At 70.2% G+C, this 18651-nt stretch carries 14 protein-coding genes; 9 read left to right on the top strand and 5 right to left on the bottom strand.

Annotated elements, in window-relative coordinates; all coding sequences use genetic code 11:
- Positions 1 to 11 precede the first annotated feature (11 nt).
- The 4 genes from ACZ67M_RS02570 to ACZ67M_RS02585 form a co-directional block, all read right to left on the bottom strand.
- Positions 12 to 1091 (bottom strand): PhoH family protein, encoded by a 1080-nt coding sequence (locus tag ACZ67M_RS02570; RefSeq protein WP_361354860.1) that lies wholly within the window; start codon positions 1089 to 1091, stop codon positions 12 to 14.
- A gap of 106 nt (positions 1092 to 1197) precedes the next feature.
- On the bottom strand, positions 1198 to 2565 hold the full coding sequence (locus ACZ67M_RS02575) for a GH1 family beta-glucosidase (RefSeq protein ID WP_469849279.1): 1368 nt from the start codon (positions 2563 to 2565) through the stop codon (positions 1198 to 1200).
- A 64-nt stretch (positions 2566 to 2629) separates the two neighbouring features.
- Positions 2630 to 2896: a protealysin inhibitor emfourin gene (locus tag ACZ67M_RS02580; protein WP_122620182.1), complete on the bottom strand. Its 267-nt coding sequence runs from the start codon at positions 2894 to 2896 to the stop codon at positions 2630 to 2632.
- 21 nt (positions 2897 to 2917) lie between these two features.
- Positions 2918 to 3988 (bottom strand): M4 family metallopeptidase, encoded by a 1071-nt coding sequence (locus ACZ67M_RS02585; RefSeq protein WP_385798546.1) that lies wholly within the window; start codon positions 3986 to 3988, stop codon positions 2918 to 2920.
- A gap of 334 nt (positions 3989 to 4322) precedes the next feature.
- Here ACZ67M_RS02585 and leuA point away from each other — a divergent pair, with 334 nt between their 5' ends.
- Complete coding sequence (gene leuA, locus ACZ67M_RS02590) at positions 4323 to 6044, top strand: 2-isopropylmalate synthase (RefSeq protein ID WP_361354868.1); 1722 nt, start codon at positions 4323 to 4325, stop codon at positions 6042 to 6044.
- 184 nt (positions 6045 to 6228) lie between these two features.
- Positions 6229 to 6924 carry a TerB family tellurite resistance protein gene (locus tag ACZ67M_RS02595; RefSeq protein WP_361354871.1) on the top strand — a complete coding sequence of 232 codons (696 nt, stop codon included), beginning with the start codon at positions 6229 to 6231 and terminating at the stop codon, positions 6922 to 6924.
- A gap of 61 nt (positions 6925 to 6985) precedes the next feature.
- On the opposite strand, the gene ACZ67M_RS02600 is transcribed toward ACZ67M_RS02595, so the two are convergent.
- A complete protein-coding gene (locus ACZ67M_RS02600) occupies positions 6986 to 7510 on the bottom strand; it encodes a GNAT family N-acetyltransferase (RefSeq protein WP_361354874.1) in 525 nt (174 codons plus the stop codon).
- Between the two features lie 297 nt (positions 7511 to 7807).
- Here ACZ67M_RS02600 and ACZ67M_RS02605 point away from each other — a divergent pair, with 297 nt between their 5' ends.
- From ACZ67M_RS02605 to ACZ67M_RS02635, 7 genes are all read left to right on the top strand, one after another.
- Positions 7808 to 12109: a caspase family protein gene (locus tag ACZ67M_RS02605; RefSeq protein WP_469849282.1), complete on the top strand. Its 4302-nt coding sequence runs from the start codon at positions 7808 to 7810 to the stop codon at positions 12107 to 12109.
- A gap of 28 nt (positions 12110 to 12137) precedes the next feature.
- Positions 12138 to 13001, top strand: coding sequence for a lipase family protein (locus ACZ67M_RS02610; protein ID WP_360885126.1), 864 nt, complete (start codon positions 12138 to 12140; stop codon positions 12999 to 13001).
- A 93-nt stretch (positions 13002 to 13094) separates the two neighbouring features.
- Positions 13095 to 13838, top strand: a complete 744-nt coding sequence (locus ACZ67M_RS02615) for an SCO2525 family SAM-dependent methyltransferase (RefSeq protein ID WP_361354882.1) — start codon at positions 13095 to 13097, stop codon at positions 13836 to 13838.
- 62 nt (positions 13839 to 13900) lie between these two features.
- Positions 13901 to 15745 (top strand): SCO2524 family protein, encoded by a 1845-nt coding sequence (locus ACZ67M_RS02620; protein WP_361354885.1) that lies wholly within the window; start codon positions 13901 to 13903, stop codon positions 15743 to 15745.
- A gap of 2 nt (positions 15746 to 15747) precedes the next feature.
- A complete protein-coding gene (locus tag ACZ67M_RS02625) occupies positions 15748 to 16665 on the top strand; it encodes an SCO2523 family variant P-loop protein (RefSeq protein WP_361355515.1) in 918 nt (305 codons plus the stop codon).
- Positions 16662 to 17627, top strand: coding sequence for an SCO2522 family protein (locus tag ACZ67M_RS02630; protein ID WP_450731217.1), 966 nt, complete (start codon positions 16662 to 16664; stop codon positions 17625 to 17627). Before ACZ67M_RS02625 ends, ACZ67M_RS02630 begins: the two co-directional genes overlap by 4 nt.
- 1 nt (position 17628) lies before the next feature.
- Positions 17629 to 18609, top strand: a complete 981-nt coding sequence (locus ACZ67M_RS02635; protein WP_469849284.1) for an SCO2521 family protein — start codon at positions 17629 to 17631, stop codon at positions 18607 to 18609.
- The last annotated feature ends 42 nt before the right edge of the window (positions 18610 to 18651 follow it).

Consider the following 18651-nt stretch of genomic DNA (forward strand, 5'->3'; position numbering starts at 1 on the left):
GTCGTGCTGGTCTACTTCCCCTTGGCCTTGGCACCGTTTCGCGGAGCGTGGCCGCCCTTGTGGGTGCCGTTCTCGGTGCCGTTCCGGCTGTCGTACAACTCGTAGGCGTCGACGATACGGCCCACCAGCTTGTGCCGGACCACGTCGTGTGACGTGAGCCGGGAGAAGTGGACGTCCTCGACGCCGTCCAGGATCTCCTGGACCTGCCGCAGACCCGACTTGGTGCCGCCGGGCAGGTCGACCTGCGTCACGTCACCCGTGATGACGATCTTCGACTCGAAGCCGAGGCGGGTGAGGAACATCTTCATCTGCTCGGGGCTGGTGTTCTGGGCCTCGTCCAGGATGATGAACGCGTCGTTCAGCGTGCGGCCGCGCATGTAGGCCAGCGGCGCGACCTCGATCGTCCCGGCCGCCATCAGACGGGGGATCGAGTCGGGGTCGAGCATGTCGTGCAGCGCGTCGTACAGCGGGCGCAGATACGGGTCGATCTTCTCGTAGAGCGTGCCCGGCAGGAAGCCGAGCCGCTCGCCGGCCTCGACCGCCGGACGGGTCAGGATGATCCGGTTGACCTGCTTGGACTGGAGGGCCTGCACGGCCTTCGCCATCGCCAGGTAGGTCTTGCCGGTGCCCGCCGGGCCGATGCCGAAGACGATGGTGTGCTTGTCGATCGCGTCGACGTACCGCTTCTGGTTCAGCGTCTTGGGGCGGATGGTGCGGCCGCGCGAGGACAGGATGTTCTGCGTGAGCACCTCGGCCGGGGTCTCCTGGCCGTCGCTCTCCCCGTTCTCGCTCGCCTTGAGCATGGCGATCGAGCGTTCCACTGCGTCCTCCGTCATCGGCTGCCCCGTGCGGAGCACCAGCATCATCTCGTCGAAAACGCGCTGAATGAGGGCGACCTCGTGGGTGTCGCCGACGGCGCTGATCTCATTGCCCCGGACATGGATGTCGGCCGCCGGGAAGGCCTTCTCGATCACGCGCAGGAGGGAGTCTCCGGAGCCCAGGACGGTCACCATGGGGTGCTGGGCGGGGACGCTGATCTGTGCTCTCGCCTGCCCCTGCGCGGGGGTGTGGGCTGAGGGTGTCTGAGTCATGGGCCGGCGCTCTAGGCCTGCTCGTCCTCCTCTGCGGCGCGTGCCGCGTGACGGGTGTGGTCTGCTGCCTCCAGCGTACGACTCCCCGCCGACAGCGCCGAGGTTTTTATATGCGCGGCGGTCCGGCGGCGCCCGGCCGCCCGCCCCGCCGCCCCTCGCGGACCAGGTCCCGGAACCACCCGTACGACGCCTTGGGCGTGCGCTCCAGCGTCGTGAAGTCCACGTGGACCAGTCCGAACCGGCGGGCGTATCCCTCGGCCCACTCGAAGTTGTCCAGCAGCGACCACACGAAGTAGCCGCGCACGTCCACCCCCGCCTCGACGGCCCGGTGCAGGGCGCGGACGTGCCCGTCGAGGTAGGCGATGCGGTCCCGGTCGTCCAGGCCCTCGTAGGAGCAGCCGTTCTCGGTGATGACGACGGGCGGGAGCCGGTCGCCGTAGCGGTCGCGCAGGCCGGTGAGCAGCTCGGTCAGCCCCTCGGGGACGACCGGCCAGCCGAAGTCCGTCAGCGGCCGGTCCTCGACGGCGCGCAGCGAGAAGGGCAGCTCGGCCGGGAGGGTCACCCCGCCGGACCCCGTCTCGGTGCCCAGCGGGGCGCCCACCAGGGCCGGCGCGTAGTAGTTCACGCCGTAGAAGTCCAGCGGCTCCGCGACGACCTCCAGGTCGGCCGCCACGTCCCCCGGCATCAGCTCGCCGATGCCCTCCGGGTACCGCCCGGTCAGCAGCGGGTCGCTGAACATGCGGTTCAGCAGGACGTCGTACAGGTCCGCCGCCTCGCGGTCGGCCGGGTCGTCCGAGGCGGGCCAGGTGGGACCGTGCGAATTGGCGATGCCGATGTCCGTGGCGCCCGCCGCGCGCAGCGCCCGTACCGCCAGACCGTGCGCGAGGAGCTGGTGGTGGGCGACCGGCAGCGCGTCGAAGAGCAGCGTGCGGCCGGGGGCGTGGGTGCCGAGGGCGTGGCCGAGCAGGGTGTGCTCGGCGGGCTCGTTGAGGGTGATCCACTTGTCGACCCGGTCGCCCAGCCGGTCGGCGACGACCGACACGTACGCGGCGAACCGGGCGGCGGTGTCCCGCTCCAGCCAGTCCAGACCGGCCGGCAGGTCCCAGTGGAAGAGGGTCGGCACCGGCCGGACGCCCGCCGCGCACAGGTCGTCCACCAGGCGGTCGTAGAAGTCGAGGCCGCCCGGCGCGTTGACCCGGGGCCAGGAGACCGAGAAGCGGTACGCGTCCACGCCGAGGTCCGCCAGCAGCGCCACGTCCTCGCGGTGGCGGTGGTAGTGGTCGCAGGCCACCGCCGCCGTCGAGCCGTCCTTCACCCGGCCCGGCAGGTCCGTGAAGTCGTCCCACACGGAGCGCTCGCGCAGGCCGGCCGCGCCCTCGATCTGGTGTGCCGAGGTGGACACGCCCCACAGGAAGCCGTCCGGGAACCGGGGGAGCGGGTCCGGGGCCGTGCCCGTGCCTGGATCAGTCGCCATGCGCGGATCATCCGCACCCCCCGCGCGGGAAGTCAACGCCCTTGCACGTCAACGGCGTTCCGCGTTACGCACCCTCCTTCAGCACCCGGGAGATCAGCCTGCGCTGCTCGTCCGTCAGCCGGGGGTCGGCGGCGTACACCGTCGTCCCGTCCACGGTGATCTGGTAGCTGAACCCGTCCGGGACTCCGACCGGGGGCGTGGCCCGGCCGTCGGCGCACGCCCGCTCGGCCAGCGCGTGCCACTCGGCCGCGTCGGGGCGCTCCGCCGTATCGACCTCCGCGTGGCGTTCGATGCCCGCGAAGCCTCCTGTGCGCCTCACCAAAATCCGCATGCAACCGTGTCTAGTACGGAACTACAGCGTGCGCACCCCGACCTGCTCCCAGGCCTTGCGTACCGCTTCCAGTTCCTCGCCGTCGCCGTAGCGCTCCCGGGCGGCCTTCAGGGTGAGCGTCGCGAAGTCCGCGAACAGCGCGTCCTGCGCCAGCTCGCCCCCGGTCAGCACGTCGTACCAGATCTGCCCGGCCCGCTCCCAGGCGTGCCCGCCGAGCGCGGTGGCGAGCAGGTGGAAGGCGTGGTTGGGGATGCCGGAGTTGATGTGGACGCCGCCGTTGTCGCGGCCGGTGCGGACGAAGTCGTCCATCGTCGCGGGCTGCGGGTCCTTGCCGAGCACGTCGTCGTCGTACGCCGTGCCCGGCGCCTTCATGGAGCGCAGCGCCACGCCCGTCACGCGCGGGGCGAGCAGTCCGGCGCCGATCAGCCAGTCGGCCTCGGCGGCGGTCTGGCCGAGCGAGTACTGCTTGACGAGGGCCCCGAAGACGTCCGAGACCGACTCGTTCAGGGCGCCAGGCTGGCCGTAGTAGGTCAGGTTGGCGGTGTGCTGGGTGACGCCGTGGGTCAGCTCGTGGCCGATCACGTCGAGGGCGACGGTGAAGTCGAGGAAGATCTCCCCGTCCCCGTCGCCGAAGACCATCTGCTCGCCGTTCCAGAAGGCGTTGTTGTACTCGCGGTCGTAGTGCACGGTCGCGTCCAGCGGCAGTCCGGCGCCGTCGATGGAGTCGCGCCGGTACACCTCGAGGAAGTGCTCGAAGGTGGCGCCCAGGCCCGCGTAGGCGCGGTTCACGGTGGCGTCCCGGCCGGGCTCCGCACCCTCGGTGCGCACCTTCTTGCCGGGCAGGTCGGTGCCGTGCCGGGCGTCGAAGACCGTGCGGTGCGGCTTCCCGGCCTCGGCACCGGCGCGCGGAGCGATCGTGGGGGCGCCGATGACCGTGGTCAGCCGGCGGTGGGTGCGCTCGAAGGCGTCGCGCTGGAGGGTGCGGCGGGCCGGTCCGGAGAGCACCGGGTCGGCGTGCTGGGCCAGCCGGTCGAGTACGTGGGGCGGCACGATGGTGCAGAAGACGGGCTCGAAGCCCCCGTGGGTCGTCATGTCCGGCACCTTCGCACTGCGTGACGGTGGTGTCACCACCCGCAACCACGATTGGTGAAAAACGGCACCAAGGCGGCCCCGCGGCCACCGGCAAGTGGTATACGGCACCTTTTGCCCCGGTTCCCTCCATGGTCCCGCATACTGATACGGACCCGCGTGACCGGCGTGACTCGGCTATGGTGCTGGGCATCATGCGTTTCGGGCTGCTTCTCCTTAGCTGCCGCGGCGAGGGCCTGTAAGAGGCCGACTCCCTCCCCGCGGAGCTTGGTGGTGCCGTCGGCCGTCCTTCCGGACCACGCGGACACCGCGGAACTCACGAGGAGCCCACGCCATCATGGCCAACCGCCAGCAGCCCAGCCCCATGCCGACAGCCAAGTACCGCGGGTACGAGCAGGTCGACATCGCCGACCGCACCTGGCCGAACCGGCGCGTCACCACCGCCCCCCGCTGGCTCTCCACCGACCTGCGCGACGGCAACCAGGCCCTGATCGACCCCATGTCGCCCGCCCGCAAGCGCGCGATGTTCGATCTGCTGGTCAAGATGGGCTACAAGGAGATCGAGGTCGGCTTCCCGGCCTCCGGCCAGACCGACTTCGACTTCGTACGCTCCATCGTCGAGGACCCGGACGCCATCCCGGACGACGTCACGATCTCCGTACTGACCCAGGCCCGCGAGGACCTGATCGAGCGCACGGTGGAGTCCCTGAAGGGCGCCAAGCGGGCCACGGTCCACCTGTACAACGCGACCGCCCCCGTCTTCCGCCGGGTCGTCTTCCGCGGCTCCCGGGACGACATCAAGCAGATCGCCGTCGACGGCACCCGGCTGGTCATGGAGTACGCCGAGAAACTGCTGGGCCCCGAGACGGAGTTCGGCTACCAGTACTCGCCGGAGATCTTCACCGACACCGAGCTGGACTTCGCCCTGGAGGTCTGCGAGGCGGTGATGGACACCTACCAGCCCGGTCCGGGCCGCGAGATCATCCTCAACCTGCCCGCCACCGTGGAGCGTTCCACGCCGTCCACGCACGCGGACCGCTTCGAGTGGATGCACCGCAACCTGTCCCGCCGCGAGCACGTGGTGCTGTCCGTCCACCCGCACAACGACCGCGGTACGGCGGTCGCGGCGGCCGAGCTGGCGCTGATGGCCGGCGCCGACCGCATCGAGGGCTGCCTGTTCGGACAGGGCGAGCGCACCGGCAACGTCGACCTGGTCACCCTGGGCATGAACCTGTTCTCCCAGGGCGTCGACCCGCAGATCGACTTCTCCGACATCGACGAGATCCGTCGCACGTGGGAGTACTGCAACCAGATGGAGGTCCACCCGCGCCACCCCTACGCGGGCGACCTGGTCTACACGTCCTTCTCCGGCTCCCACCAGGACGCCATCAAGAAGGGCTTCGACGCCATGGAGGCCGACGCGGCCGCGAAGGGCGTCACCGTCGACGACATCGAGTGGGCCGTCCCGTACCTGCCCATCGACCCGAAGGACGTCGGCCGCTCCTACGAGGCGGTCATCCGCGTCAACTCGCAGTCCGGCAAGGGCGGCATCGCCTACGTGCTGAAGAACGACCACAGCCTGGACCTGCCCCGCCGGATGCAGATCGAGTTCTCGAAGATCATCCAGGCCAAGACGGACGCCGAGGGCGGCGAGATCACGCCCACGGCCATCTGGGACGTCTTCCAGGACGAGTACCTGCCCAACCCGGACAACCCCTGGGGCCGCATCCAGGTGGCCAACGGCCAGACCACGACCGACCGCGACGGCGTGGACACCCTCACCGTCGAGGCCGCGGTCGACGGCGTGGAGACCACCCTGGTCGGCACCGGCAACGGCCCGATCTCGGCGTTCTTCCACGCGTTGCAGGGCGTCGGCATCGACGTACGGCTGCTGGACTACCAGGAGCACACGATGAGCGAGGGCGCCTCCGCGCAGGCCGCCTCCTACATCGAGTGCGCCATCGGCGACAAGGTTCTGTGGGGCATCGGAATCGACGCGAACACCACGCGCGCCTCGCTGAAGGCCGTCGTCTCCGCCGTCAACCGCGCAACTCGCTGACCAGCCGAATCGGTGGTTTGGTGCCCCGCTCGCCGCAGCACGGCGGGCGGGGCCCCGTCATATACCGGCCATATATCTGTGCAGGTCACGGAAAGGTCTCGTCCTGGGTACTGACTCCACGTCGGTGATGTGGCTAACATCACGCCAGCGCGACGATGCTGTCGCGCCGTTACGGAGGTGCGACGTGCTGCCTGGACGGGGACGAAACGGCCGAGCTGCCCGGCTGCCACGCATCCTGGGCACCCGCACCGCGTGGACGCCGGTCGGCGACGGTGAGTTCTTCTGCCCCGGCTGCGGTGGCGACCGCAATTACCAGCGGCTCGCCGGACGGCGCCGCTTCACCCTGCTCGGCGTGCCCCTGCTGCCCCGCGGCGAGTCCGCGCCGACCGTCGAGTGCGCGGCCTGCCGCCGCCACTACGGCACCGAGGTCCTCGACCACCCCACCACCACCCGCTTCTCGGCGATGCTCCGCGACGCCGTGCACACCGTCGCCCTCGCGGTGCTCGCCGCCGGCGGTGCCTGCTCCCGCACCGCGTTGGAGACGGCGGCCGTGGCGGTGCGCGCGGCCGGCTTCGAGGACTGCACCGAGGAGCAGTTGAACGCGCTCGTCGAGGCGCTGGAGGCGGACACCGGCCGGGTCCACGGCGAACCCTGCGTGCCGGGCCTCGCCATAGAACTGCACGAGGCGCTGGACCCGCTGGCCCCGCACCTCGCCACCGTCGGACGCGAGTCGATCCTGCTCCAGGGCGCCCGCATCGCCCTCGCCGACGGCCCCTACACCCCCGCCGAACGCGACACCCTGGCGACGGTCGGGGCGGCCCTGACCCTCTGCTCCGACGACATCACCCGCCTCATGGAGTCGGCGGGCACGCCCTCCTGACGGAGGTCGCGGCCGATGGCCGTCACTCACCGGCCGGCGGAGGTTCCCGGCGGTCGGTGGGTCAGGCGGCTCCCTGGAGGGCGAGGCGCATGACCAGCCGGTGCTCGCCGGGGCCGAAGTAGTCGCTGCGCAGGCCGTTCTCGGGTCCCTCCGGCAGGAAGCCGAAGTGCTCGTACAGTCTGACCGCCACCCTGTTCTCCGGCTCCACGGTGAGCCGTACGACCTGGATGCCGTCCTTGCGCAGTTGTTCGAGGATCGCCGCCATCAGCAGCCGCCCCAGGCCCTCCCCGCGATGATCCATCGCGACGCACAGGCCCAGTATCCAGCTTTCGCGGTTGTGGGCGGAGGTCGCCGCCAGCACGTATCCGTGCAGGTGCTCGTCGTCGTCCAGGACCAGAAGGTGCGGTCCGTAGATGTCGACCAACTGACGCATGAGGAAGTACGGATACGCGACCTTCTGGAAGATCTTCTCGTCGAGGGCGTGCAACTCGGCGACGTCCGTCGAACGCGCTTGCCGGAGCGCGAGCGACGGCTCGCGTGATGTCCGGGCCAGTAGTGGGTTCGTGTACTGGAGATTGGACGTCATCCCTGCCTCGCTTCCTTCGTGCGAATCTGGGCGCCGCGTGGAGTGTCCCTCGTACGAGTGCGTTGTGTAGTCTGCGGCCTGTCATCAGCCTCACCTCTCAACTCCAGCCCTACAAGGTGGAATTGGGGGCGCATGAGAGACACGCCGGGTAGGCGGCATGCTTCGGTGGGGAGTGATGGGCGGCCGTCCGGGGGATTGGCTGAGCAGGGGGTGGAGGCGAAGGGGCGTCCCGGAGAAGGACCGGACGGGAGCACCTGCGGTCTCCGAGTCAGGGACGACCGGAAGGGGCCGTTGCCGATGAGTCGGACCGACGGGCCGAGAGGGCCACGACGGCTTCTCCTCGCCACCGCCGTGGCGCATCTGCCCCGGTCTCCGGCCGGGGACCGTCCAGGGCTGGTCCGGGCGCGGCAGAAGATCATCGACCTCTTCACCACACGCCTCGGATACACCCACGTCAGCGACCTCGGACTCGATCCCGACCGCAACACACTCCTGGACCAGTTGGAGCGCTTCGCCACCGCGGAGGACAGGCGGCCCGACGACATGGTTGTCGTCTATCTCGCGGGCCACGGCCAGTTACTGGGTTCGACACCGCGCAGGCACATGTTCTTCCCCACCGACTGCGACCTGTCGAAACCGAAGCAGGCGCTGCCGACGTCCCAGATCGCCTCGGTTCTGCTCGACGACACGGACATCAAGCACCTGCTCTTCATCCTCGACACCTGCCACGCGGGCCAGGGTGCCGGAGACTCCGTCGCGGCGGCTCTGGAGAGTCTGCGCAGGAGCCCGGACAACGACAGCGCGGGTATCGCGTTCATCGCCTCCGCTCAGCCGGCCCAGTCCGCGCTGGTCGAAGCGCTCCCCAATCTGCTCACCGCGGCGGTGGACAGTCTCGCCATCGCCGGAGAAAAGCCCGAGTACCTAAGTCTCGGCTCGCTCGTTGCCCATATGAACGCGGACCTCACCCGGCCGCCCACACAGGTCATCGAGTGGCACGCGGCCAAGATGCTCGGTGACGTGCCCGCGTTCTTCCCGAATCCACGGCGGCACAGTCGCCCGTTCGAAGTAGATCTCGCGATGCAGCAAGCGATCGAGTGGCAGGCACAGGCGGAGCGCAGGGAAACCGAACTGGTCAGGCGCATGCTGGTGCGTGCCAAGGCGTCGTTCGGCGAAGAGGGCGGCTGGTGGTTCAGGGGCCGACGGCGGACCCTGGCCGAGCTCACCGAGTGGCTGGAGGGTCCGGACCGGCTGTCGGCGGCGGCGGTGGTGACGGGCGGGCCCGGTTCGGGGAAAACCGCCGTCCTGGGCCTCATCGCGGCTCTCACCAGCGAGGAGCGTCACCACAGTGTGCCGCTGCGCCTGCTCGACCTGCCGGACGCCGCCGTGCCCCGGCCCGGGTGTGTCGACGTGGTCATCTACGCACAGGCCCTCACCGACGAGGACGTGCTCAACGGGCTGGCGGCGGCCGCCGGTGTGCGTGCCCCGACGGTGGGAACCCTGCTCGACGCGGTGGCGAACCGGCAACGGCCGTTCACCGCGATCATCGACGCTCTGGACGAGGCCGCCACCCCCAACACACTGGTGACGCAGCTGATCCAGCCGATCATCCGGTTCGGCAACGGAAACGTACGCCTTCTTCTCGGAACCAGACCGCACCTGATCAGACATCTGCAACGGGATGTGAAGGTGAAGCTCGTCGATCTGGACAACGAGACCTACGCCGACCGAGCCGCGCTCGCGGCATACGCGCACCAGGGACTGGTGGAGTCCCGGCCGGACAGTCCCTACGCCGACGCGGCACCGGCACTGGTGAGTGAGGTCGCCGACGCCGTCGCCGAGGCGGCGTTCCCGTCCTTCCTGGTCGCTCGCATCGTCTCCGGAACCCTCGCCTCCCAGGACGCCGTCGCCGACCACGAGGACGCCCGGTGGCGGCAGGCGCTGCCGAAGACCGCGGACTCGGCTATGGCACAGGACCTGGACGAACGACTCGGTGCCGAAGCCGACCGCGCGAGGGATCTCCTGCGGCCGCTCGCGTACGCGGAGGGCCAAGGGCTGCCCTGGGAAGACATCTGGAGCGCGCTGGCCTCCCGATTGTCCGGGCGCCACTACAACGACGAGGACCTGCTCTGGCTTCAGCACTCCACCGGCAGGTACGTGGTGGAGGCGACCGAGTTCGGTCATTCGGCGTACCGCCTCTACCACCAGGCCCTGGCCGAGCACCTGCGGCGGGACGGGAACGCGAGGGAGGCCCAGCGAGGATTCGTCGAGGTACTGAAGGGCCTTGTGCCCCGTACGTCTCTGGGACGCCTCGACTGGCCACGTGCTCACCCCTACACGCTGCACCACCTCGCCACGCACGCCGCCGCATGCGGCGAGCTGGACGAACTGGTGACGGACGCCGAATTCCTCGTGCATGCCGAACCGGGCCCCCTGCTGGCCGTGTTGGACAGGCTCACCACGGAGCCGGCGCTGCGGCTGGCAGACCTCTACAGGACCTCGGCCGGTGACCACCGACGGGCCAGCCCCGGAATCCGGAGGGACCTGCTGGCGATCGACGCCTTGCGGTTCAGCGACCGTGACCTCGCGCGGCGCCTGAGCCGCAACGCTCTCTGGCGGCCGGTGTGGGCCACCGACAGCCAGACCACGCAGGCCTCGGTGGAACGGCCGGGTTCCGTCAACGCGGTCGCCTGCGGCGAGGTGGGTGGACGCCCGGTCGCCGTCAGCGGGAGCACCGACGGCCTGGTACGTGTCTGGGACATGCGTACGGGGGAGCTGTGCTCCGTCCTGGCCGGTCACCAGGGAGCCATCAACGCGGTGGCCTGCACCACGGTGAACGGGGCGTCCGTCGCGTTGTCCGGGGGCGACGACTACACCGTGCGGATGTGGGATCTGTCGACAGGGCAGAGCCTCGCAGTCCTCAGCGCACAGGGGGGAGCCGTCAACGGACTCTCCTGCACCGTGGTGAACCGGATGCCGGTGGCCGTCGTCGGGGGCGGCGACGCGTCGGTCCGGCTGTGGGACCTGGCCGAAGGAGAACAGCTGGCCTCACTCGTGGGGCATCCGGGAGCCGTCAACGGAGTCTCCTGCATCACCGTCGGGGAGGTGCCGCACGCCATCAGTGTGGGAGCCGACGGCTCCGTCCGCCTCTGGGATCTGGAGGAGCGGACGGAACGCGCCGCGTTCACCGGCCACAGCAGCTGGGTGTGGGCGGTGTCGTCCACGCGGGTCGACGGAGTCTCGGTCGCCGTCTCCGGCGGCGGCGGGGACGGGCATCTGTGTGTCTGGGACCTGGAGAGCCGTCGGGAAATGCGGACGCTGAGTGGTGACACCGGCTGGGTGAACGGTGTGGCCTGCGCCGTCGTCGACGAACGACCGCTGGCCGTCGTGGGCGGGGGCGACTACACGGTGCGCGTGTGGGACCTGGCACGGGGCGAGCCCTCCGCCGTGCTGGCGGGCCACGCCGGAGCGGTCAACGCCGTCGCGGCCACCGTGGTGGACGGCGCTCCGATGGCCGTGACCGGCGGTGCCGACGGGTCGGTGCACGTCTGGGATCTGCGGGCGGGGACCCGGCGTCTTCTGCTCGGACTGGAGGAGGACGCCGATGACGGCGCTCGCGCGGCGGCGCAGGGGGGGACGGCGCGCACGGCTGTTCCGGTCCAGCGGCCGCCGGAGGGCGGGCACGGTCACACCGGCTGGCTGTGGTCGGTGGCGCACGCCAAGATCAAGGGTGCGTCGGTCGCGCTGACCGTGGGAGGCGACGGGGACGGAGCGGTGCGCGTCTGGGACGCCCGCACCGGGGAGCAGAGGGCTGTCCTCACCGGATACAAGGGCGCGGTGAACGCGGTCGCCTGTGCGAACGTCGAAGGTGCGCCCGTCGCGGTCGTGGGCGGCGGTGGCAGCTACGCGTTGCACGTCTGGGATCTGGAGACCCGTCGGCACGAGAGGGTGCTGCGGGGCCACGAGGACTGGATCTGGGGTCTGGCCACCGCGCACGCCGACGGGCGCGCGGTGGCGGTGTCCGGTGACGCTTCGGGGGTCATGCGCGTGTGGGACCTGGGATCGGGCGAGAGCATCTGCTCCGCGCAGGCCCATTCAGGAGTGGTGAACGGGGTCGCGTGTACGCGTCTGGGCGATCGGCAGGTGGCCGTGACCGTCGGAGACGACGGCATGATGTGCACGTGGGACCTGCTGACCGGCCGGCGCATCAATGCCCTGACAGCCCACTCCGGCGCGGCCCACGGCGTCGCCTGTGCGGCGGTCGGCGGGACGGAACTGGCCGTGAGCGTGGGTGACGACGGGGCGATGCGGGCCTGGGACCTGTCGACCAGCGACGAAGTGGCCGTTCTGGCCGGCCACACCGGTGTGGTGAACGGGGTCGCGACGGGCCATGTCGACGGTCTCCCGGTCGCCGTCACGGTGGGGGACGACTACACGGTGCGGGTCTGGAACCTGCACAAGCCGAACGAGATGCTGAGCTGGGCCACGCCGTATCCGGCGCGCGCGGTCTCGCTCAGCGACGACGGCGACTTCGTCGTCGGTACGGGCCACGAGATCGTCGCGTTCGAGACGGGGACGATCACCGACTTCACTCGGCGCTAGCCGCTCCAGCACTGTCACGGAGGATCAGATGGCACGTGTTGTCTGCGTACACGGTGTGGGGAAGCAGCAACTCGGCGAGCAGACGCTGCTGAGCCAGTGGACACCCGCGCTCAACGACGGGATGCGCAGGGCCGGTTCGCCGGCGAGGATCGAGGACCCCGACGTGCTGATGGGCTTCTACGGGGACTTGTTCCTGCCTCAGGGGCAGCATCTCGCCGGTGGTGACCCTCACTACGAGTGGTGGGACGTATCACCCGGGCCGGAGACGGAGCTGCTGATGCAGTGGTGGAAGCGTGCCGCCGCCGTGGAGCCGCAGGTGGTGGCGCCGGATGCCGAGAACCTGCTCTTCGGTGTGCGTCCGATGGTCCAGTCGGCGCTGCTGGCCCTGTCGGGATCGCGGTTCTTCGCAGGTCTGGCCGAGAAGGCGCTCATATTCGATCTGAAACAGGTCGTTCGTTATCTTGCCGATCTCGAGCTGCGAGCCGCGGTACGAGACCGGGTGCGGAGGATTGTCGGAGCGGACACCCGCGTGGTCGTGGCACATTCTCTGGGCAGCATCGTGGCGTATGAGGCGTTGTGTTCCATGCCGGTGCACGACGTCAGGTCCTTTGTGACTCTGGGTTCTCCCCTGGGTATACCCAACCTGATATTCGACCGCGTCGATCCAAGGCCCGAGCGGGGAGTGGGCCGGTGGCCGGGGGAGCCGTCCTCCACTGCCTGGACGAACATTGCCGATGCCCGGGACGTGGTGGCGCTGGTAAAGGATCTCCGCCCCTCGTTCGGACCGGCTGTCAGTTGTCACTTGGTTCCCAATGGGTCCCATGTGCACGACGTTACCCATTACCTCACCAAGAAGGAGACTGGAGCAGCGATCGCAGCCGCACTCGAGTGAGGCGTTTTGACTTAATTGCCCCTGGTATTCTCACGTTCGTCAGGTGTTTTCTACACGTACATGTCCCTGTATCCGGGGCGAAGGGTTGACAATATGATTCGTAATGCGGATGCGCGATGGTCGGCGTTTGCTCCGGACAGCTATATCGACATCAATTACAGGATCTCCGGTGAGGCGGACCTGGAGATCGTGCGGCTGATGCGCGATCACTTCAGTCGCAGCTTCGCTGGCACCACTGCTCGCCCGGCCCGCGGCGTCGACGTGGGCGCCGGGCCGAATCTCTACCCTGCGCTCGCCATGCTGCCGTGGTGTGAAAAGATCACGCTGCTCGAGTATGCCCTCCCGAATATCGCGTACTTGGAGCGGCAGACCTCCGGGCAGGGGTTCGAGCCCGTTTGGGACGCGTTCTGGGACGTTCTCCGCAAGGACGCCGCATACGAGGACGTCGAGCCGAGAAGCAGGTTCGGTGAGGTCGTGCAGGTGGAGCGTGCCAATTTGTTCGACCTGGACGGCTGGCAGCGCTGGGGCATGGGGACGATGTGCTTCGTCGCGGAGTCCATGACGGAGTGCCCCGCCGAGTTCGAACGGGGTGTCCGGACGTTCATGAACGTCCTGGAGGCGGGTGCGCCGTTCGCGGCGGCGTTCATGAAGGAGTCCGAGGGGTATATCGTCAACGGGATCCGCTACCCGGCATTCCGTGTGGGTGCCGAGGGGGTGCGGGAGATCATGGGCGAGTACGTGGAGGAACTGGTCGTACATGATCTCCAGCACACGGTGCGGGAGGGGCATGAGGGGATGCTTTTGGCACTCGGAAGGCGCAAAAGTAGCTGTTCCTGAAGGCAGCTGACGGGAATCATGCCCGAGATGCCGGTTCGCCGGTCTGTATGAGGGGTGCGGGGATGCAGATCAAGCCACGGCAGCACCTGCTGGAAATCTGGCAGGCCATGGCTCGTCACTCGTTCGACGACGGGAAGCTCGTCCGGGGGGACACCGACGGGCTGAGCAGCGTCGCCGACGCCGAACGGCTGCTCTGCATCCTGTATCCGGCCACCGAGGTCCCCGCCTTCCGCCTGGACCAGCCCGACATCACCGAACGTGACGTCCTGCGCGCCCTCGACCGCGTTGGCACCCGGCTGGAGATCCCGCCCAACCTGATCACCGCGCTGACCCAGTTCATGCGCACCCACACCGGCACGGACGACAGCCCCACCTTCTCCGGCGGCCACTACTTCCGCCCCGCCGAGGCCGGTGGCGAGATCAGCCACGAGCAGTACCAGCTCGGCGTGGTCGACTCCTACTCCATGTCCGTCACGCTCTGCCTCGCCACCCTCGGCTTCCTCAAGATCTACGAGGGCACCACGACCCGCCCCGAGGTGCGCAAGGCCGTAGGCGAGCTGAGGGAGGCCACCAACACCCGGCTGACCGCCGCGATGGTCAGCCTGCTGCGCTCCTTCACCGTCAACGTCTTCGACGCCGAGTCCGAACAGGGCAGCCGGCTGATCGAGGTCATCGGACAGGGCGGGCAGTCCGACCGCGTCGTCCTCCAGCAGTTCTCCCGCCGGTTACGCCCGCTGCGCGCCACCATCATCGAGAGCATCTCCAGAGGCATCCAGGTCGACGAGGGCATCCGCGACGAGAGCCAGCTCTTCGAATGCGGCTGGGCCTGGGGCATCGTCAAGGACGCGCCGAAGATCACCGACCTGAGCGTCCCCGTACCCGGCCAGCCCGACGGCATCGCCGACCGGCTGCCCTACGTGTACTTCACCGTCACCGCCCTCGACGGCATCCAGGACCTCTTCTCCGACCGCACCCTCACCCTCGGTCTGCTCGACGAGGACCAGCAGAAGCTCGCCGAGATGCTGCGCCTGCGCTGGGAACTGAGCCAGCAGTACTGGTCCGCGATCGCGCGTTTCGGCGCCGACCGCTGGCCCCTGGAGGACCTGCCCTGGCAGACCACCGGACTGCGCCTGGAGTCCGAGTACTTCTCCCTGACCGTCGCGGCCATCGTCGTCCACGACCTGGTCCGCCGGAAGGCGACCGACGACGACCTCACCCGCACCGTCGCCATCATGGAACGCCTCGCCGACCGCGGCAGAGTCACCAGCCGCATGACCAGGAACGACCCCACCATCCTGCTGCACACGCCCGGCGTCACCATGCCGCTCGCCGGGTCCGAGCGCTCCGGCGGACAACTGCTGTGGCGGATGACCGACTTCTCGGCGCAGCTCCTCAAGCGGATCATCCAGCTCGCCGAACTCTCCCGGAACATCGGCGCGCAGGACCGGCTGCTGCGCCTGGCCGAGCAGGCCTTCGAGCACCTGTGGACCCGCCGCATCGACGACGAGGACGGCGCCGGCCTCTGGGACAACGTCCAGGCCGTCTACCCCGAGGCCCACGAGGCGGGGCTGCGGATGTCCTGGAGCATCACCGAGCGCGTCACCGAGTGCCTCGTCGCCGCCCGCATCCTCTACGAGCAGCAGCCGATCCGCAGCCCCGAACTCGCCGAACTCGCCCGCGAACTGCTCAGCGAGGCCACCCACCTGTTCGGCAGGGAACAGTTGGAGGCGTCCGTCGCCGCCGACGGAAGCAGGGCCCGCGCCATGCGGAGCATCGAGAGCCGCCTCGACCACGCCCGCAGCCTGGTCGACGACCGGCCCGCCACCGCCTTCGCACTGGCGCTGCCCGTACTCCAGGAACTCGACACCCTGGCCCAGGCCCGGGGCGCCGCCGCCCAGGAGGTGTGAGCGTGCTCGTCTTCGCCGCCTCCGACAAGGGAGGCACGGGCCGCTCGGTCACCAGCGCCAACCTGGCCTACCAGCGCGCCCTCACCGGCGACCACGTGGCCTACGTCGACTTCGACTTCGGCTCGCCCACCGCCGCCGCCGTCTTCGACGTGCCCAGCGCCATGCGCGGCACCGAAGAGCACGGCCTCCACTCCTACCTGGAGGGCGAGGCGGCGGAACCGGTCCGCATCGACGTCTGGCGGCAGACCGAGCACCCCCTGCTGCGCGCCCGCCCCAACCAGTCCGGCCGCCTGGTGCTGTTCCCCGGCGACGCCGGCGGCGGCGAGTTCGCCACCGGCGAGGAGGCCCTGGAGCGCTGCATCGACCTGCTGCTCAAACTCAACGGCGAGTTCGACGTCACCGTCGTCGACCTCAGCGCCGGCCGCAGCTACGCCGTCGACATGGTCCTCGCGGCCACCGCCCACCCGCGGATGCGCAACGTCCCCTTCCGCTGGCTGGTCTTCCACCGCTGGACCCGCCAGCACGTGATCGCCGCCTCCGGACTGGTCCACGCCGAGCACGGCATCATCGGCGGCGGCGTCGAGCGCGGGCACGACGAGGACGCCCTGCGCGCCGCCATCCGCTTCGTACGGGCCGCCGTACCCGACCCCGAGTCGCCGCTGTGGTCCCAGGGTTCGCCGGCCCAGGCCGCCTGGATGCAGGCCTGCGACGAGGCACTGCGCCGGCTCGCCGCCGAGCACCGCATCGGCGACAGCGTCGTCCTCGGCGTCGTACCGCTGGAGCCCATACTCCAGTGGCGCGAACAGCTGATCACCGAGGAGGACGTCCTCTCCACCCAGATAGCGAACAAGGAGACGCTGGAGGCCCTGGAGGAGATCGCCCGCCGCCTGACGGACGACGTGCATTGGGGGCGGCCGTGAGTGACGCCGTGTTCCGGGAGACCGCTGCCGAGGCGCGTACGGAGTCGGTGCCGCTGGCTCATCTCTCACTGGAGCTGGGGCACCTCTACATGGAGGACTTCGAGGCCGGGCCCGAGCGGCTGCGCCGCCACTTCGCCGAGGTGCTGCCCTGGGTGGAGGCGGCCCGGGCCGCGGCCGTCGCGCGGGTCGGCGGCAAGCGGGCCCGGATCAGCACCTGCTTCCTGATCGACGACTACTTCAGCCGGTTCTCCACCCCGGCCGAGGTCGTCCCCATGCTCCTCGCGGAGGCCGAACGGGCCGGGCTCGCCATCGACTACCTGGCCCGCGAGTCCGGGTGCGCCGTCACCGGCAAGACGCCCGTCGCGGAGGCGGTGGCCGGCCGCATCGTGGAGTCGCCCGCCCCCGGCAGCTACGGCATGCGCCCGCCCACCGCGCGGACCGGCTGGCTCGCCAACGGCGAACGCGCCCCCGTCGCCCGCGCCCCCCAGGCGATGAAGCGCGCCGCTCCCTGGCAGCCGCCCCGGGAGACCGCCGCCCGCCGCCACTCCGTCTTCCTCGACGTCGAACTGTGGAACGACGACGCCGACGGGCACCGCACCTGGTCCTGCCCCTTCCTCGCCGCCGTCTGGCAGCTCGCCCGCCTCGGACTGCTGCGCGACGCCGGCGAGGCCGTCCTCGTCCCGCAGCCGCACACCGGCACCGGCTTCCCCGAGGACTGGGACGAACTGCCCTCCCTGCTCCGGCTCAACCCCCGCGCCGACCCCTTCTCCGCCTACCGGACCTGTTCCGTCGTGCCCAACCGCTTCCTCCCGGTCGAACACGCGGTGCGCGTGATCCTCGACCAGATCGAGGTCGACCCGGGGGCGCTGGCCCAGGTCGCCGAGCGTTCCGGGAAGGAGCGCACGGCCGTCCCCGACTCGGTCGCCGACCGCGTCTCCTACGTCTTCTACGCGGGGCCCTGAGATGGCGCCGCGGCAGAGCACCCCGCCCGCCGTCCTCGCCTGCGGCGAGATCCGCACCTGCCTGCTGCCCGCCCGGCAGGCCCTCGACATCCGCTCCGCCGCCCAACTCCTCGGCCTGCGCGCCGACGAACGCGTCCTGCTCTCCGAGCGCCCTGGCCTCTACGCGCGTTCTCCCGACACCCTGACCGGCGTCGACTGCCCGCTGCCCAGCGCCAACGGCGCCCGGGTCCGCGCGGTGGGCACCGTCACCGCGCACGCCGCGCTCACCGAGGGACGGGTCCTTCAGACCTCCGCGCACTGCCGGCTCCCCGCCGCCGGTCCCGACCAGCGGCGGCCCTGGGGCGAGTACCTGGTGCGGCCCGGAGTGGTCGAACCGCTCGGCAGGCTCCCGCACGAGGCGGTCGCGCAGGGCGTGCTCGGCGGCGGACGCCACGGCGACCTCGACGTCGGCCTGATCGCCGACGGGCTGCTCACCCGGCTGCTGCGCCACCCCCTGCTCGACCAGCGCCCGCCCTTCCGCTCCCGCCCGACCCGGCTGCGCTGGGTGGCCCTCCCCGCCGACCCGGGGGACGCCCCCTCCCTCGAACGGTTCACCCTCGCCGAGGACGAACTGCGCACCGTACGCCTGCGGGTGCCCGAAAACACCGACGGCGCCGACCTCGCCGCGCTCTGCGACGACCTCGCCCTGCACGACTGGCTCCTCACCACCGTCGTCCGCATGCTCGACGGCATCCGGCTCGGCGCCACACCCACGCGGGACGCCGGCGCCGTCGTACGGGCGCTGCGTCCGGCCGTGGACCACCTGCTGCACCTGTGGATGCCACGGGCCCGGGTGACCCGGGACCTGGCTCCGCTGTGGGACCCGCTGGAGGAACGGCCCGGCTTCACCCGGCAGTGGCAGGCGCTGGTGCAGCGCATCCGCGACCAGCTCACCCTGCACGCCATCCCCGCACCCCACCGGGAGGTGGAGCCGGCTCCCTGACCGGACCCAGCGCCTCCCACGCACATCCCCGCACCCCGATCC

It is taken from the genome of Streptomyces sp. NPDC107500, from assembly GCF_055582785.1.

Bases quoted from the DNA above. Each gene is read 5' to 3' on its own strand.
- ACZ67M_RS02570 (WP_361354860.1), bottom strand. From the start codon at position 1,091: ATGACTCAGACACCCTCAGCCCACACCCCCGCGCAGGGGCAGGCGAGA.
- ACZ67M_RS02575 (WP_469849279.1), bottom strand. From the start codon at position 2,565: ATGGCGACTGATCCAGGCACGGGCACGGCCCCGGACCCGCTCCCCCGG.
- ACZ67M_RS02580 (WP_122620182.1), bottom strand. From the start codon at position 2,896: ATGCGGATTTTGGTGAGGCGCACAGGAGGCTTCGCGGGCATCGAACGC.
- ACZ67M_RS02585 (WP_385798546.1), bottom strand. From the start codon at position 3,988: ATGACGACCCACGGGGGCTTCGAGCCCGTCTTCTGCACCATCGTGCCG.
- leuA (WP_361354868.1), top strand. From the start codon at position 4,323: ATGGCCAACCGCCAGCAGCCCAGCCCCATGCCGACAGCCAAGTACCGC.
- ACZ67M_RS02600 (WP_361354874.1), bottom strand. From the start codon at position 7,510: ATGACGTCCAATCTCCAGTACACGAACCCACTACTGGCCCGGACATCA.
- ACZ67M_RS02605 (WP_469849282.1), top strand. From the start codon at position 7,808: ATGAGTCGGACCGACGGGCCGAGAGGGCCACGACGGCTTCTCCTCGCC.
- ACZ67M_RS02610 (WP_360885126.1), top strand. From the start codon at position 12,138: ATGGCACGTGTTGTCTGCGTACACGGTGTGGGGAAGCAGCAACTCGGC.
- ACZ67M_RS02615 (WP_361354882.1), top strand. From the start codon at position 13,095: ATGATTCGTAATGCGGATGCGCGATGGTCGGCGTTTGCTCCGGACAGC.
- ACZ67M_RS02620 (WP_361354885.1), top strand. From the start codon at position 13,901: ATGCAGATCAAGCCACGGCAGCACCTGCTGGAAATCTGGCAGGCCATG.
- ACZ67M_RS02635 (WP_469849284.1), top strand. From the start codon at position 17,629: ATGGCGCCGCGGCAGAGCACCCCGCCCGCCGTCCTCGCCTGCGGCGAG.